Here is a 17,644-nt window from a genome sequence, read left to right on the forward strand (position 1 = left end):
GCAGGGGGGAATAGCCGGCTGTTGAGACGACTCCAGTCTGCGAAAGTCGTTCCACCCCTCGCGAAATATTTTGCGCACGCTGTCGTATTTGTCGCACACGGTTAAGTGATCGTAATCGCTAAGAACCCCTGATCCTTCACCGGCGTTGTTCCCGCGATCGCCATGGGGCGAGGGATCGACAGCCATGTCACAGATTCATAAGGTATTTTTGAGCGTCGTCGCCGCTGCTGCGACGCTCGGTGCCGTGCAACTGGCCTCGGGTCATGATCTGGCAGACCGCTGGCAGGCGGTCGCCGACAAGGCCGACAAGCCCGGCCACAATGTCAATCGTACCGGCAAGGCCGACCGGCTCGCCGAGATCAAGCAGGCAGCTGTTCCGACCCGCACCGTCTCGATGCGGCTGAACGACCTCGCCGACACGTCGGTGCTGCTACGGGTCCCCGCGGTGATCGAGACCGGTAATGCCAAGCCGCCGGCGCTGCTCCAGAACCAGAAGAAGGTGCGCAACAGGCCGACGATCGCCTGCGAGCCGATGGTCAGCTCCCTGACCGAGGTCGCAAAGCTGCTCCAGCCCGGCCGCTGCGTGACCTGATCCGCCCGGGGCGCCGAATAGATCGTTCTCCCGCCTGGAGGACGATTCTTCACGTCCACTTGATCCCCTCCACGCTCGCGTTATATCCCGGGTTTCTTCCCTTTCGTTTTGACCGGGTAAACGCATGACGACGTCAGACACGGCTGTGCATACGCAGCCCTTCCAGGCCGAGGTTTCCGAGCTTTTGCACCTGATGGTGCACTCCGTCTATTCGGAGACCGACATATTTCTGCGCGAGCTCGTCTCCAACGCCTCGGACGCCTGCGACAAGCTGCGCTATGAGGCGATCGCGACCCCTTCGCTGCTCGGCGAGGGCGACGCGCTCAAGATCCGCATCATCCCGAACAAGGCGGCCGGGACGCTCACGATCGCCGACAACGGCATCGGCATGGAGCGGCAGGAGCTGATCGACCATCTCGGCACCATCGCCCGCTCCGGCACCAAGGCATTCGTGTCGAAGCTGAAGGAGGCCAAGGACGGCCTCGGCCTGATCGGCCAGTTCGGCGTCGGCTTCTATTCCGCCTTCATGGTCGCCGACAAGATCGTCGTGGTCAGCCGCCGCGCTGGCGAGAGCGACGTCTGGACCTGGACGTCCTCCGGCGGCTCTGGCTTCGAGATCGCCCGTGCCAGCGACGAGGAGGCGGCGCGCCTGGCGCGCGGTACCGAGATCGTCCTGCACCTGAAGGACGATGCCAAGAAATATCTCGAGGGCTTTGAGATCGAGCGCATCGTCGGTGCCTATTCCGACAACATCCTGTTCCCGATCGAGCTGGTGCCGGAAGAGGGCGAGCCCCGTCAGATCAATTCGGCCAGTGCGCTGTGGCAACGCTCGAAATCCGAGCTGACGCCGGAGGACTACAAGAAGGCCTATCAGCAGATCGCCTCCGCCTTCGACGATCCCGCGATGACGCTGCATTACCGTGCCGAAGGCCGCTACTCCTACGCCGTGCTGTTGTTCGCGCCCTCGACCAAGCCGTTCGACCTGTTCGAGCCGAACCGCAAGGGCCGGGTGAAGCTTTACGTCCGCCGCGTCTTCATCACCGATGATGCCGATCTGCTCCCGGGCTATCTGCGCTTCATCCGCGGCGTCGTCGACAGCGAGGATCTCCCGCTCAACATCTCCCGCGAGATGCTGCAGAACAATCCGCAGCTGGCGCAGATCCGGAAAGCCGTGGCGACCCGGGTCGGGTCCGAGCTCGAAAGCCTGGCCGAGAAGGATCCGGAGAACTTCGCCAAGATCTGGGACGCCTTCGGAGCGGTGATCAAGGAAGGCATTTACGAGGATTTCGAGCGGCGCGAAAAGCTGCTGGCACTGTCGCGCTTCACCACGACGTCGGGCGAGACGCGGTCGCTGAAGCAGATCATCGCCGATTTCAAGCCGAACCAGACCGAGATCTATTATCTCGTCGGCGACAGCATCGAGCGGCTGAAGTCCAATCCGCGGCTCGAGGCCGCGACCGCGCGCGGCATCGAGGTGCTGCTGCTGTCCGATCCCGTCGATGCGTTCTGGACCTCGATGCCGTCGGAGTTCGACGGCAAGCCGCTGAAGTCACTAAGCCAGGGCGATCTCAATCTCGACCTGATTCCGCGCGTCGACGACAAGGACGAGGCAAAGAAGGACGAGCCCGAGGCGGATGAAGCGGCCACCATTGCCGTGATCAAGGCCGCGCTCGGCGAGCGTGTCAGCGACGTCAAGGCCTCGACGCGCCTCACCAGCTCGGCCTCCTGCCTCGTCGCCGACAGCCAGGGCCCGAGTCGCGAGCTCGAGCGCATCCTGTCGCAGCAGAACCGCGGCATGAAGACCAAGCCGATCCTGGAGATCAATCTGCGCCATCCGATGGTGGGCGCGATCACCAAGGCGCAAGCCGGCTCGAAGGCGGTCGACGATCTCAGCCTGCTCCTGCTCGAGCAGGCGCAGATCCTGGACGGCGAGTTGCCGGAAGACCCGGCTGCGTTTGCCGCAAGGCTGAACCGGCTCGTGCTGCAGGGGCTCGGCGCCTAGCGCCGCAGCCCGCAGCGCTCACCTTGCCGTCATCTGTCCCTAGGAACAGTCGCCTCCGGCCTGGTGTTATGCCATACGAGGCTGCCGGCATCAGATCCGCCGGCGCCGTCGATTCAAGGATTAAGTCCATGCGCCTGTGGATTTTGACCCTCACCGCGATTGCCGCGCTGTTCGTCGCGGCAGATGCCAGCGCCCAGACCTATGATCCGCGCTACCCGGTGTGCATGCACGTTTACACGCCCGGCGGCGGCTTCGGCGGTGGCGGCGGTGATTATTTCGACTGCTCCTTCACCTCGCTGCCGCAGTGCCGCGCGACCGCGTCGGGCCGCTCGGCGAGCTGCGACGTCAACCCCTATTACGCCTTCGACCAGCCGCCGCCGCAGCCGCGCCGGCGTCACAAGAAGGTGCACTAGCGAATCCGCGATGCCTCGTACCGGAACACAGTTCATGCGCTTCTCGTTCGGAATGGTCGTGACCGTGGGCGCGGTGCTCGCAGCCGCGCCGTCGCATGCGCAGACTTTTGATCCGCGCTATCCCGTCTGCATGCACGTTTATTCAGGTGCGAACGGGGGAGGTGGGGAGTGGTACGACTGCTCCTTCACCTCGTTGCCCCAGTGCCGCGCCACGGCTTATGGCCGATCCGCGATCTGCGATCTCAATCCGTATTATCCGGTTCAGGCGCCGCCGCCGCACTTGCGCTACAGGCGTAGCGGCTAGCGTCGGCAGGTGCTGCGCGCTACTCCTTCCTGCCCCCACAGCTCGACCACCTTGCCAGCGCGGTCGGTTTCGGCCGTCACCATGCCGCCGAACTCACCGGCGTTGCCGTGGCAGTGGTAGAGGATGGCTAGAGTTAATCGCGCCCTAACAGAGTTTTACCTTGTCTCTTAACACCTGGGCAGGGCGCGGGGGCTAGATTGCCTGATGTCAGCAGGCGGCCCGAAAGAATCAACGGCATGACCACCGGTGTCATCGAACGACAAAACGTCGCGCGCGCGCCTTCGGCTTCAAAGATATGGCTGAAGGCCATCGAGCTTACGGCGCGGATCGAGACGCTGCCGGGGCGTCTGTTCGCCGACGTCATCGACGATTGGGCGCAGCGCCAGCCCGACCGCGTCGCGCTGATCACCGACGACGCAAGCCTCGACTATGAAGGCCTGTCGAAGCGCATCAACCGCTACGCGCGCTGGGCGCGCTCGGCCGGCGTAGCCAAGGGTGATACGGTCGCCTTGATCATGCCGAACGGCATCGATTATGTCGCGGCCTGGCTCGGCATCAGCCGGATCGGCGGTGTGGCGGCGCTGCTCAACACCAAGCTGGTGGGACCCTCGCTCGCGCATTGCCTCGATGTGGCAAAGCCCCTGCACATCATCGTCGCGCATGAGCTGACGGAGATGCTGGAGAGCGCCACGCCGCATCTGAAGACGCAGGCCAAGGTCTGGACGCATGGCGATGCCCGCAGCGAGCGCGCCATCGACGTCGCCCTCGCGGCGCTGGACGACGCCTCCCTTTCGCCGGAGGAGCACGGCGAGGTCGTCATCGACGACCGTGCGCTGCTGATCTACACCTCGGGCACTACCGGCCTGCCGAAGGCCGCCAGCATCAGCCACCGCCGCATTCTCAATTGGGGCTTTTGGTTCGCCGGCCTCACCGGCGCGAGCCCGCAAGACCGGCTCTACGATTGCCTGCCGCTGTTCCACTCGGTCGGCGGCATCGTCGCGCCCTGCAGCATGCTCGCTGCCGGCGGCTCGGTGGTGATCGCGGAGAAATTCTCGGCCTCGCATTTCTGGTCCGACATCGTGCGCCATGACTGCACGCTGTTTCAATATATCGGCGAGCTCTGCCGTTATCTGCTCAAGGCGGCGCCGTCGGAATATGAGAACCGGCATCGTCTCCGCCTCGTCTGCGGCAACGGCCTGCGCGGCGACATCTGGGAAGACTTTCAGTCGCGTTTTGCCATTCCCCGCATCCTCGAATTCTATGCGGCCACGGAAGGCAATTTCTCGCTGTTCAACGTCGAGGGGCAGCCGGGCGCGATCGGTCGCATCCCGCCGCTGCTGGCGCATCGCTTCCCTGCCAATCTCGTCAAGCTCGACCCCGACAGCGGCGCGCCGCTGCGCAACGAAGAGGGGTTTTGCCTCGCCTGCGCCCGCGGCGAGGCCGGCGAAGCCATCGGCCGCATCGGCACCGCTGATGAAGGCGGCGGCCGGTTCGAGGGCTACACCGACACCGGCGAGACCGAGAAGAAGGTTCTACGCGACGTCTTTGCCAGGGGCGATGCCTGGTTTCGCACCGGCGACCTGATGCGGATCGACGACAAGGGTTTCTTCCATTTCGTCGATCGGATCGGGGACACTTTCCGCTGGAAGGGCGAGAACGTCGCGACCTCGGAGGTGAACGACGCGATGCGCGATTTCACCGGCGTGGTCGATGCCACCACTTACGGCGTCAGCATCCCCGGCGCCGACGGCCGCGCCGGCATGAGCGCGATCGTCGTCAACGAGGGTTTTGACATTGCGGCGTTGCCCGCACATCTCGCGCAGCGCCTGCCGGCCTATGCACGCCCCGTCTTCATTCGCATCTCCAGCGAGATCGATGCGACCGAGACATTCAAGCAGAAGAAGGGCGATCTCGCACGGGAAGGGTTCGATCCCGCCGCGATCTCCGATCCGCTGTTCATGGCAGACCCGAAGTCGGGCGCCTATGGGGCGCTCGATACGGTGGCCTATGGGCGAATCGTGGACGGCTCGATCCGGCTGTAAATCCCGCCAAAATCCGCAGATAGGTCCAATTTTATCTGAATTGTCCAAGAAGCCATTTACTTCTGTCGGGTAAACAAGCGGCCATGGGGAGGCGGCCAGTAAGAGCCGCCGCAACACCAACGATAACAAAGCGAGCCAGCCATGTCGGTAAGGTCTAAGGTCATTGACGCGATCCAGCAGATCGCCAAAGAGCAGCACGTCACGCTTCCCGCGCTCTCGGACGATCTGTCGCTGCACGAGACGGGTTTCGACTCGCTCGCCTTCGCCATCCTGGTTGCGCGCCTCGAGGACGAGACCGGCGTCGACCCCTTCACCATCTCCGAGGACGCAGCGTTTCCCGCCACGGTCGGCGATTTCGTGCGGGCCTACGAAAATGTCCCCGCGTGAGATCTTTGCGCTTCGCGACCATCTCGGCGCGGAGCTGACCGGCCGTACGCTGTCGGACGCGCACACCTGCGTGTCGCTGACCGATATCCTGTCGCAGACGGTCCTGGGTGGCCGCTTGCGCGAATTGTCCGGCCGCTCCGTGCTGCTCAAATTGTCCGACCAGCTCCGGTCGGGCCTCGCCATGATCGAGCTCGACGGCATCGCGCGTCGCATGCTGCTGTGCCCGCCCGATCTCAACCCGGCGCATCTCGACGCACTGATCGCGGATGCCGGGATCGATGCCGTCGTGACGGACGAGCCTGATCGTTGGGCCGGCTCAGGCATCGCGCTCATCGTCACCGCGCAATTGCCGCTTGTATCCACCGCGCCCGCCAAGACCGAACGCGCGACGGAATGGCTGATGCTCACCTCGGGCACCTCAGGCGTGCCGAAGATCGCTGGTCACACGCTGGAAGCGCTGACGGGTGCGATTGTTGCCGAAGGGCCCGCGCGCGGCCCGGCGCCGGTCTGGGCGACCTTCTACGACATCCGCCGCTATGGCGGCCTGCAGATATTCCTCCGCGCCGTCCTTTCCGGCGGCTCGATGGTGCTGTCCGATCCGCATGAGGCGCTCGGCGATCACGTCGCGCGGCTGAAGGCGCGCGGCGTCTCGCACATCTCCGGCACCCCCTCGCACTGGCGCAAGCTCCTGATGAGCGGTTCGGCCGCGCAGTTCACACCGGCTTACGTCCGCCTCTCCGGTGAAATCGCCGACCAGGCGGTGCTCGACGGGCTGAAGGCGGCATTCCCCAACTCCTCCGTCGGTCATGCCTATGCCTCGACCGAAGCCGGCGTCGGCTTTGCCGTCAATGACGGGCTGGAAGGTTTTCCGGCCGACTATCTCGGCAATCGCAATGGCGTCGAGATGAAAGTGGTGGACGGCTCGCTCCGTATCCGTTCGACGCGTACCGCGCATGCCTATGTCGGCCGCAATGCCGCCGCGCTCACCGATGACGACGGATTTGTCGACAGCGGCGACATCGTTGAGCTGCGCGGCGAGCGCTACTATTTCGTCGGCCGCCGCGGCGGCATCATCAATATCGGCGGACTCAAGGTCCACCCCGAAGAGATCGAGGCGGTCATCAACCGCCATCCCGACGTGCGGATGTCGCGGGCCAAATCGCGCAAGAGCCCGATCACCGGTGGCATCGTGGTCGCCGACGTGATCCTCACCGAGGGCACCGATCCCGCGCGCGCGAAAGAGATCCGCGACCAGATCTTGGAGCGGTGCCGCGCGCAGCTCGCGTCCCACAAGGTGCCGGTGGTGATCCGCTTCGTCGAGGCGCTCGACGTCACCCCGGCCGGAAAACTGGCGCGCACCGATGCATAATGTCCTCGTCACCGGCGGCAGCCGCGGCATCGGCCTTGCGATCGGCAAGCGCCTCGCCGGCGCCGGCTACAACGTGGTCGCGGCCGCCCGGCGCGAGAGCGAGGAGCTCAAGGCCGCGATTGCGGAGTCCGAAGGGCGCCTGCATTTCCGCGCCTGCGACCTTGCCGTGATCGACGCCATTCCGGCTTTTGCAAAACTCGTGCGCGACGAGTTCGGCCCGACCTACGGCCTCGTCAACAATGCCGGCCTCGGCACCGAAGGCCTGCTCGCCACCATGCATAATTCCGAGATCGAGGCATTGGTGCAGCTCAACGTGCTGTCGCCGATCATCCTCACCAAATATGTCGCGCGGCAGATGATGGCCGACGGCACTGGGCGCATCATCAACATCTCCTCGATCATCGCGACCACCGGCTACAACGGCCTGTCGGTCTATGGCGCGACCAAGGCGGCTGCCACAGGCTTCACCCGCTCGCTGGCGCGCGAGGTCGGCAAGCTCGGCATCACCGTGAATGCGATTGCGCCGGGTTTCATCGACACCGAGCTCACGCACAATCTGTCCGACGAGGCCCGCAAGCGCATCGCCAGCCGCAGCGCGCTGCGCCGCCTGCCGGAAACGGACGACGTCGCGCGCATGGTGGAATATCTGCTCGGCGAGGGTGGTCGCAACGTGACAGGGACGGTGTTCACCATCGATGCGGGAAACACGGCGTAAGCGGAACTCCGCCGTCACAATTGAATTGATCCGGCACAATGACATTCAGCCGGATTTGGTCGTAAGATGCCCCGCAATCGATTGGGTTACGTCAATCGATCTGCCCTAATCGACAGGGAGCAGTCCATGACCATGCCCAACATGACCGCTTCAAATCAGGGCCGGACCGAGCAATCCCGCGCGAAGCAGGACGATGCCCGTTGCCCGCCGATGACGCACCAGAATTCCGGCGGTCATGGCCACGAAATGTATCCGCAGCAATTCGTACGCCTGGTCGGCTGCCATGATGCGTCTCTCGATAGCTTGCGCAAGCGTCAGGACGAGAAGCTGCACTAGCAGCTCACGTCCGGTCTTTCGGCAGGTCAATTCGTTCGTGTGAAAATTCCGGCGGCCCTTCGGTGAGGCGGCGGATGCGGCGGTCGCGTTCGTCCACGGGCAATGCCGGATCGAGCAGCGTCTCGATCTCGTGGACCGCGATCTCTTCGATCCTGGTGGCGTCCGATGCGATCGGATGCGCCGAGGAGTGGACCGAGGGCGCGATCTTCAGGCCCAGCTCGATCAGCTTGCAGATCGCATCCGAGCGGGTCAGCTGATGGGCTTCAGCCCAGGCATCGACGGCTGCCGTCAGTCTTTCCGGCATCTTCACCGCGCTGATCGGGTCAATGCCCGTGCGCCGGCGGACCGGAGAGGTGGAATCCTTGCTGCCGAAGTCTGACACCTCGATCATCCCATGCAACCCTTGGAGCTGGCCAACGATAGCCGTTCTCCCCGGCCGGCCGCTTGATCCCGATCAATGACCCGCTGCGGTATTGCAACGCGGCCTCACCTTGTTGTTGCCGTATCTTGTTGTCCTGGCCCGTTTCGGCCAATGATTGAAAGGGGCCGCCGGCCGGCGAACCCGGATCGATCCTGCCACGTATTTGTTTTGCATTCCAACCATCCGGCATTCCCGATGACCTCAGGCGAATCCTTCTATGGCGGCATTCCCGTCTTCCGCGGCTTCACCAGCCTGATGGACCCTGCGCTCTATGCGCCGCTGCCGGACGATTGGAGCATCGGCGTTGCCGATATCGTCGATTCCACCAAGGCGATCGCGGCGCAGCGCTACAAGGCGGTGAACATGGCCGGCGCCGCCGTGATCGCGGCGGTGACGAACGCATTGGAAGGACGCGAATTCCCCTTCGTGTTCGGCGGCGACGGCGCGAGCTTTGCGGTTGCGCCGGGCGATCTCGAACCTGCCCGAGAGGCGCTGGCGGCAACCGCGACCTGGGTGCGGGAAGATCTCGATCTGACGATGCGGGTCGCGCTGGTGCCGGTCAGCGCCATCCGCGCGCAGGGCCTCGACGTGCGCGTCGCGCGATTCGGTCCGTCGGCCAACCTGTCCTATGCGATGTTCTCGGGCGGCGGGCTCGCCTTCGCCGATGCCGCAATGAAGCGCGGGGAGTTTGCCGTCCCGGCAGCGTCGGCGGGCACGCAGCCCGATCTCTCGGGCCTGTCGTGCCGCTTCGAGGTGATACCGGCCTCACGCGGGCTGATCCTGTCGATTCTGGTGATGCCGGCGCGCGGCGCCGACCCGCATGCCTTCCGCAAGGTGATCGAGGACATCATCCACCTCGTCGAGCGCAGTCCGGACGGCGCCCGTCCGGTGCCGCCGCAGGGACCGCCGTTGAAATGGCCGCCGCAAGGGCTGGAATACGAAGCCCGCACCAGGCGCGGTGGTCCGCTGCTCGCGCGCCGCGCCAGCGTGCTGGCCTATACGCTGTTCGTCTATCTGATCATGCGCTTCGACCTCAACGTCGGCGGCTTCGTGCCCAAGCTCTACAGGCGCCAGGTCGTCGAGAACTCGGACTTCCGCAAATTTGACGACGGCCTGCGCATGATCCTCGATTGCACGCCGCAGCTCGAGCGCGCGCTGAGCGACCGACTGGCGATTGCGGCCCGTGACGGCATCGTACGCTACGGCCTCTACCAGCAGGATGCCGCCATGATGACCTGCTTCACGCCGTCGGCGCTACGCAGCGATCACGTCCATTTCATCGATGGCGCACGGGGCGGCTACGCCTCGGCGGCGACGGCGCTGAAGGCGATGATGGCGTAACTGCGCTCTCGTGCCCGGACGCAGCGCGGCGTCACTACGTACCGCGGCGCGTCCGGGACAAGAGGATCAGTTAGTGCCCCGCGCGCGTCCAGGTCTCTCCGCCGCAGAGCGCGCCGACGCAGCCTTCGACCCGCAGCGAATCCGCTCCCGTCACGGAGATGTTGCTGGCATAAGTGCTGCCGTCGTCTGCATTGTAGATCTGGCCGGACCATTTGTTCGGACCGGAGGGCTGCATGCCGCTGAACAACGGCAAACCGATCATCGGGCGCCTGGCGAGCGCGGGATTGGGGTTCTTGCTGTCGCTGGCGGGCTGGCCGGTCGCGGTGTCGTAGGGCTCGCGCAGCCAGGCGACGACGCCGCAGATGCCGCCGCCGCACTTGCTGATCTTGACGCGCGCATCGCCCGCCTGGGTGAGCCACGTCCCATCGGCGCTCTGCGCATGCGCGGCCGGCGCGCCGAGCAGCGCAGCGAGGAGGACGATGAGAGCAGCGAATCTGGAAGTCATGGAAGAGGCCCCGAAAATGGAGCGCCTCCATAGCAGCCCGGCGGGATAGTGCAACGCAGGCTGGAATCACATTCCTGCGTTCATTGCCTTCGTTCATTGTCCTGCGATCATTTGTCCCAGCGCGCGAAGGCGACCGCGGCCGCAGTCGACAGGCCGAACACCGCCATGGCACCGCCGACCAGCGCGAACAAGGTCCACGCCGGCGCCTGCGTCATCATGAGGCCGACGCCGCCGACCGCGACGATCAGAAGCCGCGCGGTGGAAGCGAGCACGGGGCCGCCGACGCGCGCCGCGCCTTGCGAGGAGAAGTAGAGCGACACGCCGATGCCGAAGAACACGAAGGTCGGGCCGGCCCAGTGGAAATAGCTGTGTGCGGCGGCGGTGACGCCGGGATCCCGCGTGAAGAGTGCGACCCACATCGATGGAGCGAGCGCCACAGCGAGGCCGATCAGGCCGACCGTCAATCCGGAAGCTGCAGCGGCGGTCCAGGCCACACGTCGCGCGCGCTTCACCTGTCCGGCGCCCATCGCCATGCCGACCATCGGCACCGAGGCGATGCCGAAGGCGAACGTGATCGGGATCAGCAAGAATTCCAGCCGCGAGCCGATGCCGTAGCCGGCCAGCATCTCGGTGCCGAACGTGGCCAGGATCTTGGTGAAGATCAAAATGGTGAGCACGGTCTGGAGCGGCGAAAGGCAGGCCACCGCACCAACCTTGAGGATGTCCAGGAACATCGCGCGCTCGAAATGAAACGCGCGAATATTTAGCGGCAGCCGGCTGCGGCCGGAGGCGAGATACCAGAGGAAGAAAATCGCGGCGCAGGTGAACGCGATCAGCTGGCCGGTGGCGACGCCCGGCATGCCGAAGGGCTTCACGCCGAACAGGCCGAGCCCCAACGTGCCGCCGAGCGCGATCTGCAGCACGCTGGCCCCGATCAGCGTCATCGAGGGCAGGCGCATGTCGCCGGTGCCGCGGATCACCGAGGCCAGCGTGTTGACCAACCAGATCGCGACCGCGCCGGAGAACAGCACCTGCGAATAGCCGCTGGCCTCCTCGAGCACGCGATCGCGTCCGCCGAGCAGCGTGAAGAAGGAGCGGCCGAAGACGAGCATCATCACCGTGAAGAACAGCCCGCCGCAGAGGCCGATGATGGCGGCATGCAGCGCCAGCGTCGCGGCGCGGTCACGATCCCCGGCGCCGAGCGCGCGGCTGATCGCGGACGAAACGCCGCCGCCCATCGCGCCCGCGCTCATCATCTGCGTCAGCATTGCGAACGGAAACACCAGCGCGATCGCGGCGAGCGGAATGGTGCCGAGCCGGCCGATATAGGAGGTCTCGGCGATCGCAACCAAAGTGCTGCCGACCATCGCGATCATGTTGGGGATCGCCAGCCGCAGCAGCGTCGGCAGGATCGGGGCCGTCAGCAGGCTGGCGATCGGGAAGGCGACCGGCGCAAGCGGCGGGACGGCGTCTGCAGGGGCGTCGATCGTCATGTTCACCGGGCGGAATTTAGATGATGATCGACATATTATAGGATGGCCAAGCCCCTGCGGCAGCCCTCACGCCACGCAGGGGTCACCACGGCAGACCGCATAGGTCGATGGTGCCCAGCGTCGGCGCGCGGACGATGTTGAAGACGTAGGGCGCCATCTCGGTGAAGCGGATCCGCCCCTCCGGCTGCTCGCAATAGACCTCGCCCTTGAAGGGCAGCCAGCTCCGGGTCTCGTAGAACGAAAAATTGTGTGGCTCGCAAAACAGCAGCGCGAACCGGACCGCTTCGTTGGCCCTGATGGTGTGCACGGCCGCGTCGATCGCCACGGTCGCATAGCCGCGACCGCGCCGGTCCTCGCGGGTGCAGACCCCGCCGATGCCGCCGATATGGACCTTCTGTCCGTTCCAGATGACGGTGCGGAAGTAGATGCCGACATGACAGACGAGACCGTCCTCGGGCGTCTCGATCAGCACGCGCAGGTCCGCATTGGCCCATTTGATGTGAGCCCAGGGCTTGTCCGCGACCAAGTGCGGTCCCCAGACCGCCTGATGCAGCGGCTCCGCGATCGGCCACGAGGCGTCGCCGTTCAAAATGTCGATCTCGATGCTCATGGTTTTGTCTCTCGCAACACGCTGCGCGGTCCATTCGTTCTGTCATAACCGGTTCAAAGGCAATGATATTTTGCGGCGGGCGACCGGCCCGGGTTGAATGTCACTCGGTGCGGCGATTTTGTGCAATCCGGCCAAGCCGTGGCATCGCGCCTTTTCGCAAATTGGCGGTATTTAACGGCGGTGGAACCTTCTATAAGAGTCCCCGTTAAGCCAGTTCCCCATCAGTCGCGGACAACATCCCATGACCTTTACGCTGCCCCCCCTCCCTTACGCCTATGACGCCCTCGGCCAGTTCATGTCGAAGGAGACGCTGGAATTCCACCACGACAAGCATCATCAGGCCTACGTCACCAACGGCAACAACGCGCTCAAGGGGACCGAATGGGAAGGCAAGTCCCTTGAAGAGATCGTCAAGGGCTCGTTCGGCAAGAACCCCGCGGTGTTCAACAATGCCGGCCAGCACTACAATCACACCCACTTCTGGAGCTGGATGAAGCCCAATGGCGGCGGCACCAAGCTGCCCGGCAAGATCGAGAAGAAGATCAACGAGGACCTCGGCGGCTTCGAGAAGTTCAAGACCGACTTCCAGGCAGCCGGCGTCGGCCAGTTCGGCTCCGGCTGGTGTTGGCTCCAGGTCAAGAACGGCAAGCTCGAGATCTCCAAGACCCCGAACGGCGAGAATCCGCTGGTGCATGGCGCCACCCCGATCCTCGGCTGCGACGTTTGGGAGCACTCCTACTACATCGACTACCGCAACCGCCGCCCCGATTATCTCAAGGCGTTCGTCGAGAACCTCGTGAACTGGGAATACGTCGAGTCCCTGTTCGACAAGGCGTAAGCTCTACTCGTCATTCCGGGTTCGCACTTCGTGCGCCCCGGAATGACAGAAACAAAAGGTGGTCGCTCACGCGGCCGCCTTTTTGCTGTGCGGAATTGCCCTGCGTGGCGCGCGCACCGGCCTGTCATCCTACTGTTTGCATCGCGTGGGCGGCGCCCTTAATCAGGACGGGCATCACCCTCGAGCCAACCGAGCCCGTTGTCAGAACCTTCCCCGAAGAACCCGGCGCCTGCCGAGGACGCGGAGTCCGAGCCGCGGCCGGGGCGAGTGCGCAAGCCGATCGGCTGGTCGACGATCATCATCGCAGCGCTGGTCGCGGTGAGCGCGGCGCTGGTCTGGCGGCGTGACGGCACCGACGGCGTTCTCGATATTCTCACCCACGATCTCTCGCTGTTCTCGGGCATCCTGCCGCGCGTGCTCGCCGGCTGCCTGCTCGGCGCCTTCATCTCGGAGATCCTGCCGCACGAAAAGGTCTCGCGCTCGCTCGGGCCGAAATCCGGCCTGACGGGCCTTCTGATCGGCACCGCCTTCGGCGCGATCCTGCCCGGCGGTCCCTTCACTGCCTATCCCGTGGCGAGTGCGCTGCTCGCAGTCGGCGCCGATTTCGGCGCCACCATCGCCATGGTCGTGAGCTGGACCCTGATCGGCTATGGCCGGGCGGTGGCCTGGGAAATCCCGATCATGGGCACCGACTTCACGCTGTGGCGGATTCTGATCTCGCTGCCGCTGCCGGTGCTCGCAGGGGCCCTCGGCCGCTTCGTCTATGTCCGGCTCTATCCGAAGCGCGAAAGCGACGAGGACGCGGCATGAGTGCCGCGCTTTTCATCGACATCCTGTTGTGGGGCTCAGTGTTCGGCGTCGGCCTGATCGCCTTTCGCCGCGGCCCTCCGGTGTTCAAAGCCTCGCTGCGCGAAGGCTCGATGGACTTCATCAACATCGTGCCGCGCATCGCGCTCGGGGTGATCGGCTCCGGCTACATCGCCGCCATCATCCCGCAGGAGGTGATCACCGGCTGGCTCGGGCCGGACAGCGGCTGGCTCGGGGTTGCGACCGCCGTGGTCGCCGGCGCCGCCACGCCCGGCGGGCCCGTGATCGGCTTCTCCATCGGCACGGTGGCGCTGAAGTCGGGCGGCGGGGTGCCGCAGGTGGTGGCCTATGTCGTCGCCTGGGCTTTGTTCGCCTTCCAGCGGGTGATCTTGTGGGAAATCCCGTTCATGCCGGCCCGTTTCGTCTGGTTCCGCTGCGCCGTGTCGGTGCCGTTTCCCTTTGTGGCAGCGGCGATTGCAATGGTGATCGGCAAGCCCTGAGGCCCGGCGTGACTGCTAGGGACGTCATTCCGGGGCGATGCAAAGCATCGAACTACGGTGCGCAGTTGCGCACCTGGGAATCTCGAGATTCCGGGTTCGGCTCTTCGAGCCGCCCCGGAATGACACCGGGGTCGTGGACAGGGGTAATGTTATAATATAACGTCTCTGCATGGTTCCCGCCGCGTCCCACGCCCATCATCACGACCATGCTCACGGTCATTCCCATGACCATTCGCCTGCTCATGACCATTCGCACGGGCACGACCACACCCACGCCCATGTCCATGACGCGGCCTCGCCGCATCCCGCCCAGGCCGCGCCCTGGTCGATCCTGCGCATGACCATGGCCGCGCGCCTTCTGGCCGCGCTCGCCGTCTGTGCCGTGCTCTGGGGCGTGGTCTTCCTGGCGATGAGGTGACCATGGCGGCGCTGCACTTTCACAATGTCACGCTCGGTTATGACCGGCACCCGGCCGTGCACCATCTCAACGGCGAGGTCGCGCGGGGCGCGCTGGTCGCCGTGATCGGCCCGAATGGCGCGGGCAAGTCGACCCTGCTGCGTGGCATCGTCGGGATCCTCGGGCCGCTCGACGGCAGCATCCACCTCGGCGGGCTCGACTCTCGCGATATCGCCTATCTGCCGCAGAGCGCGGAGATCGACCGCAGCTTCCCGATCTCGGTGTTCGACTTCGTCGGCACCGGGCTATGGCGCGGGACCGGCCTGTTCGGCGGCATCGGCAAGGCCGCGCGCGGGAAGATCTTGCGCGCGATCGCCTCCGTCGGCCTCAACGGTTTCGAGAACCGCCCCATCGGCACGCTCTCGGGCGGCCAGATGCAGCGTGTGCTGTTTGCGCGCGTGCTGCTGCAGGACGCAAGCCTGATCGTGCTGGACGAGCCCTTCAACGCCATCGACAGCAAGACCACGGCCGACCTGCTCGCGCTGGTGAAGCACTGGCACGGCGAGGGCCGCACCGTGCTCGCCGCGCTGCACGACATGGAGATGGTGCGCAACCATTTCAGCGAGACGCTGGTGCTGGCGCGCGGCCCCGTGGCGTGGGGACCGACGGCGGAGGTGTTGACGCCGGAAAACCTGATGGTGGCGATGCGCATGTGCGAGGCCTTCGACGACAGCGCCACAGCCTGCGCGGCCGACGATATCAGTTCGCGGGCCGCGTGATTGCCGATGCTCTATGACGCGCTGATCGGTCCCTTCACCGAATTCGAGTTCATGCGGCGCGCGCTCGCCGCCGTGATCGCATTGTCGCTGGCGGGCGCGCCGATCGGCGTCTTCCTGATGCTGCGGCGGATGAGCCTCGTCGGCGACGCCATGGCGCACGCGATCCTGCCGGGCGCGGCGGTCGGCTTCCTGCTCTCCGGTCTCAATCTGTTCGCGATGACGGCCGGCGGCCTGATCGCCGGCTTTGCCGTCGCCATCCTCGCCGGCGTCGTCGCGCGCTCGACCGGGCTGAAGGAGGACGCCTCGCTCGCGACCTTCTATCTGGCCTCGCTGGCGCTTGGCGTGACCATCGTCTCGATCAAGGGCACCAATATCGACCTGCTCCATGTCTTGTTCGGCAACATCCTCGCGATGGACGACCAGACCCTGCTGGTGGTGGCCTTCAACGCCACCGTGACGCTGCTGGTGCTCGCCGTGATCTACCGCCCACTGGTGATCGAGAGCGTCGATCCCTTGTTCTTGCGCACCGTGAGCCGCGCCGGCGGTCCCGCGCATCTCGCCTTCCTCGCGCTGGTCGTCATCAACCTCGTCAACGGATTTCAGGCGCTCGGCACGTTGCTGGCGGTCGGTCTGATGATCCTGCCGGCTGGCATCGCGCGGTTCTGGTCACGCGATCTCACGGTCATGATCTGCATCGCCGTGGTCGCCGCCGCGGCTTCCGGCTATGCCGGCCTCGTGCTGTCGTTCCAGACCCGCGTGCCGTCGGGCCCTGCTGTCATTCTCGTGGCGACGGTGCTCTATATCGTCTCCGTGCTGTTCGGCCGCGTCGGCGGCATCGTCCGGCAGCTGTTTCCCGGCCGGCATCTGGAAGCGTGACGGCGATGCGGCTCATCCTGCTTTGTCTGCTGTTGCTGGCTGCCTCGCCGCTGCGCGCTGCGGAACGGCTCAACGTCGTTGCGAGCTTCTCGATCCTCGGCGACTTCGTCCGTAACGTCGGGGGAGATCGGGTCAACGTTACGACGCTGGTTGGCGCCGACAGCGACGTTCACGTCTACACGCCGGCGCCTGCCGACGCGAAGCGGGTGGCGGAGGCGAAGCTCGTCATCGTCAATGGGCTCGGGCTGGAGGGCTGGCTGCCGCGTCTCGTGCAGTCCGCAGGTAGCAAGGCCGTGGTGGTCACCGCGAGCGCCGGCATCACGCCGCTGAAGCTCGGCTCGGCCGCCGACCCCCACGCCTGGCAGTCCGTCCCCAACGCCAAGGTCTACGCGACCGATATCGCCAATGCGCTGGACGCGGCCGCCCCGAATGATGCGGAGTTCTTCCGGGCCCAGGCAAAAGCCTATCTGGAAAAGCTCGAAACGCTCGACCGCGAGGTCCGCGAGGCCGTGGCGAAAATCCCGCCGGAGCGGCGCAAGGTGATCTCGACCCATGACGCCTTCGGCTATTTTTCCGCCGAATACGGTATCCAGTTCATCGCCCCCCTGGGGGTCTCCACCGAAACCGAGCCCAGCGCCCGGGACATCGCGGCCATCATCGGTCAGATCAAGGCCCAAAAAATACCGGCCGTGTTCCTGGAAAATATCAGCGACGACCGGCTGATCCGGCGGATCGCGGCCGAGACCGGCTCAAAAGTCGGCGGGACCCTGATTTCGGACGGTTTGACCGGCGAAAAGGGGCCGGCACCCACTTACATTGATATGGTCAGGCACAATATAAAGGCCCTGACCAGCGCGCTTGACCACTAGGGCAGGGGCCACCCCGCCTCGCGTCGCGCGAAAAAGCCTGATGTCGGA

At 65.2% G+C, this 17,644-nt stretch carries 21 protein-coding genes; 17 read left to right on the forward strand and 4 right to left on the reverse strand.

Annotated features, from left to right (window positions below; all coding sequences use genetic code 11):
* The first annotated feature begins 184 nt into the window (after positions 1–184).
* From GA0061098_RS38855 to GA0061098_RS38895, 9 genes are all read left to right on the forward strand, one after another.
* Positions 185–592: a hypothetical protein gene (locus tag GA0061098_RS38855; RefSeq protein WP_091966732.1), complete on the forward strand. Its 408-nt coding sequence runs from the start codon at positions 185–187 to the stop codon at positions 590–592.
* Positions 593–716: 124 nt separating this feature from the next.
* Complete coding sequence (htpG, locus tag GA0061098_RS38860) at positions 717–2,594, forward strand: molecular chaperone HtpG (RefSeq protein ID WP_091966734.1); 1,878 nt, start codon at positions 717–719, stop codon at positions 2,592–2,594.
* 128 nt (positions 2,595–2,722) lie between these two features.
* Entirely contained in the window at positions 2,723–3,007 is a 285-nt protein-coding gene (locus GA0061098_RS38865; protein ID WP_091966798.1) for a DUF3551 domain-containing protein, read from the forward strand.
* 34 nt (positions 3,008–3,041) lie between these two features.
* Positions 3,042–3,311 carry a DUF3551 domain-containing protein gene (locus GA0061098_RS38870; protein WP_091966736.1) on the forward strand — a complete coding sequence of 90 codons (270 nt, stop codon included), beginning with the start codon at positions 3,042–3,044 and terminating at the stop codon, positions 3,309–3,311.
* Between the two features lie 227 nt (positions 3,312–3,538).
* Positions 3,539–5,353 (forward strand): long-chain-acyl-CoA synthetase, encoded by a 1,815-nt coding sequence (locus tag GA0061098_RS38875; RefSeq protein WP_091966800.1) that lies wholly within the window; start codon positions 3,539–3,541, stop codon positions 5,351–5,353.
* A 141-nt stretch (positions 5,354–5,494) separates the two neighbouring features.
* Complete coding sequence (locus tag GA0061098_RS38880) at positions 5,495–5,740, forward strand: acyl carrier protein (protein ID WP_008543699.1); 246 nt, start codon at positions 5,495–5,497, stop codon at positions 5,738–5,740.
* On the forward strand, positions 5,727–7,109 hold the full coding sequence (locus GA0061098_RS38885) for a class I adenylate-forming enzyme family protein (RefSeq protein ID WP_165637892.1): 1,383 nt from the start codon (positions 5,727–5,729) through the stop codon (positions 7,107–7,109). The genes GA0061098_RS38880 and GA0061098_RS38885 overlap by 14 nt, the downstream gene beginning before the upstream one ends.
* A complete protein-coding gene (locus tag GA0061098_RS38890) occupies positions 7,102–7,824 on the forward strand; it encodes an SDR family NAD(P)-dependent oxidoreductase (protein WP_091966740.1) in 723 nt (240 codons plus the stop codon). The genes GA0061098_RS38885 and GA0061098_RS38890 overlap by 8 nt, the downstream gene beginning before the upstream one ends.
* Positions 7,825–7,950: 126 nt before the next feature.
* Positions 7,951–8,160, forward strand: a complete 210-nt coding sequence (locus tag GA0061098_RS38895) for a hypothetical protein (protein ID WP_091966742.1) — start codon at positions 7,951–7,953, stop codon at positions 8,158–8,160.
* 4 nt (positions 8,161–8,164) lie between these two features.
* On the opposite strand, the gene GA0061098_RS38900 is transcribed toward GA0061098_RS38895, so the two are convergent.
* Entirely contained in the window at positions 8,165–8,551 is a 387-nt protein-coding gene (locus tag GA0061098_RS38900) for a hypothetical protein (protein ID WP_091966745.1), read from the reverse strand.
* Between the two features lie 225 nt (positions 8,552–8,776).
* On the opposite strand from GA0061098_RS38900, the gene GA0061098_RS38910 reads away from it, so the two are divergent.
* Entirely contained in the window at positions 8,777–9,922 is a 1,146-nt protein-coding gene (locus GA0061098_RS38910) for a DUF3095 domain-containing protein (RefSeq protein ID WP_091966747.1), read from the forward strand.
* A gap of 70 nt (positions 9,923–9,992) precedes the next feature.
* Here the strand turns inward: GA0061098_RS38910 and GA0061098_RS38915 are convergent, their stop codons facing one another.
* The 3 genes from GA0061098_RS38915 to GA0061098_RS38925 all read right to left on the reverse strand — a co-directional run bounded on the left by GA0061098_RS38915 (position 9,993) and on the right by GA0061098_RS38925 (position 12,530).
* Positions 9,993–10,427 carry a DUF2147 domain-containing protein gene (locus tag GA0061098_RS38915; protein ID WP_091966749.1) on the reverse strand — a complete coding sequence of 145 codons (435 nt, stop codon included), beginning with the start codon at positions 10,425–10,427 and terminating at the stop codon, positions 9,993–9,995.
* A 107-nt stretch (positions 10,428–10,534) separates the two neighbouring features.
* Positions 10,535–11,920 (reverse strand): MATE family efflux transporter, encoded by a 1,386-nt coding sequence (locus GA0061098_RS38920; RefSeq protein WP_165637893.1) that lies wholly within the window; start codon positions 11,918–11,920, stop codon positions 10,535–10,537.
* 82 nt (positions 11,921–12,002) lie between these two features.
* Positions 12,003–12,530, reverse strand: a complete 528-nt coding sequence (locus GA0061098_RS38925; RefSeq protein WP_038950614.1) for a GNAT family N-acetyltransferase — start codon at positions 12,528–12,530, stop codon at positions 12,003–12,005.
* 241 nt (positions 12,531–12,771) lie between these two features.
* Here GA0061098_RS38925 and GA0061098_RS38930 point away from each other — a divergent pair, with 241 nt between their 5' ends.
* From GA0061098_RS38930 to GA0061098_RS38960, 7 genes are all read left to right on the forward strand, one after another.
* Positions 12,772–13,368 carry a superoxide dismutase gene (locus GA0061098_RS38930; RefSeq protein ID WP_091966754.1) on the forward strand — a complete coding sequence of 199 codons (597 nt, stop codon included), beginning with the start codon at positions 12,772–12,774 and terminating at the stop codon, positions 13,366–13,368.
* A 198-nt stretch (positions 13,369–13,566) separates the two neighbouring features.
* On the forward strand, positions 13,567–14,178 hold the full coding sequence (locus GA0061098_RS38935; protein WP_091966756.1) for a permease: 612 nt from the start codon (positions 13,567–13,569) through the stop codon (positions 14,176–14,178).
* Entirely contained in the window at positions 14,175–14,675 is a 501-nt protein-coding gene (locus GA0061098_RS38940; RefSeq protein WP_018316197.1) for a hypothetical protein, read from the forward strand. The genes GA0061098_RS38935 and GA0061098_RS38940 overlap by 4 nt, the downstream gene beginning before the upstream one ends.
* A gap of 169 nt (positions 14,676–14,844) precedes the next feature.
* Complete coding sequence (locus GA0061098_RS38945) at positions 14,845–15,093, forward strand: hypothetical protein (protein ID WP_091966758.1); 249 nt, start codon at positions 14,845–14,847, stop codon at positions 15,091–15,093.
* Positions 15,094–15,095: 2 nt separating this feature from the next.
* Complete coding sequence (locus tag GA0061098_RS38950; protein WP_165637894.1) at positions 15,096–15,851, forward strand: metal ABC transporter ATP-binding protein; 756 nt, start codon at positions 15,096–15,098, stop codon at positions 15,849–15,851.
* 6 nt (positions 15,852–15,857) lie between these two features.
* Positions 15,858–16,727: a metal ABC transporter permease gene (locus GA0061098_RS38955; RefSeq protein WP_028139985.1), complete on the forward strand. Its 870-nt coding sequence runs from the start codon at positions 15,858–15,860 to the stop codon at positions 16,725–16,727.
* Between the two features lie 5 nt (positions 16,728–16,732).
* Entirely contained in the window at positions 16,733–17,596 is an 864-nt protein-coding gene (locus GA0061098_RS38960) for a metal ABC transporter solute-binding protein, Zn/Mn family (protein ID WP_165637895.1), read from the forward strand.
* The last annotated feature ends 48 nt before the right edge of the window (positions 17,597–17,644 follow it).

The organism is Bradyrhizobium shewense (assembly GCF_900094605.1).
Classification (GTDB): Bacteria; Pseudomonadota; Alphaproteobacteria; order Rhizobiales; family Xanthobacteraceae; genus Bradyrhizobium; species Bradyrhizobium shewense.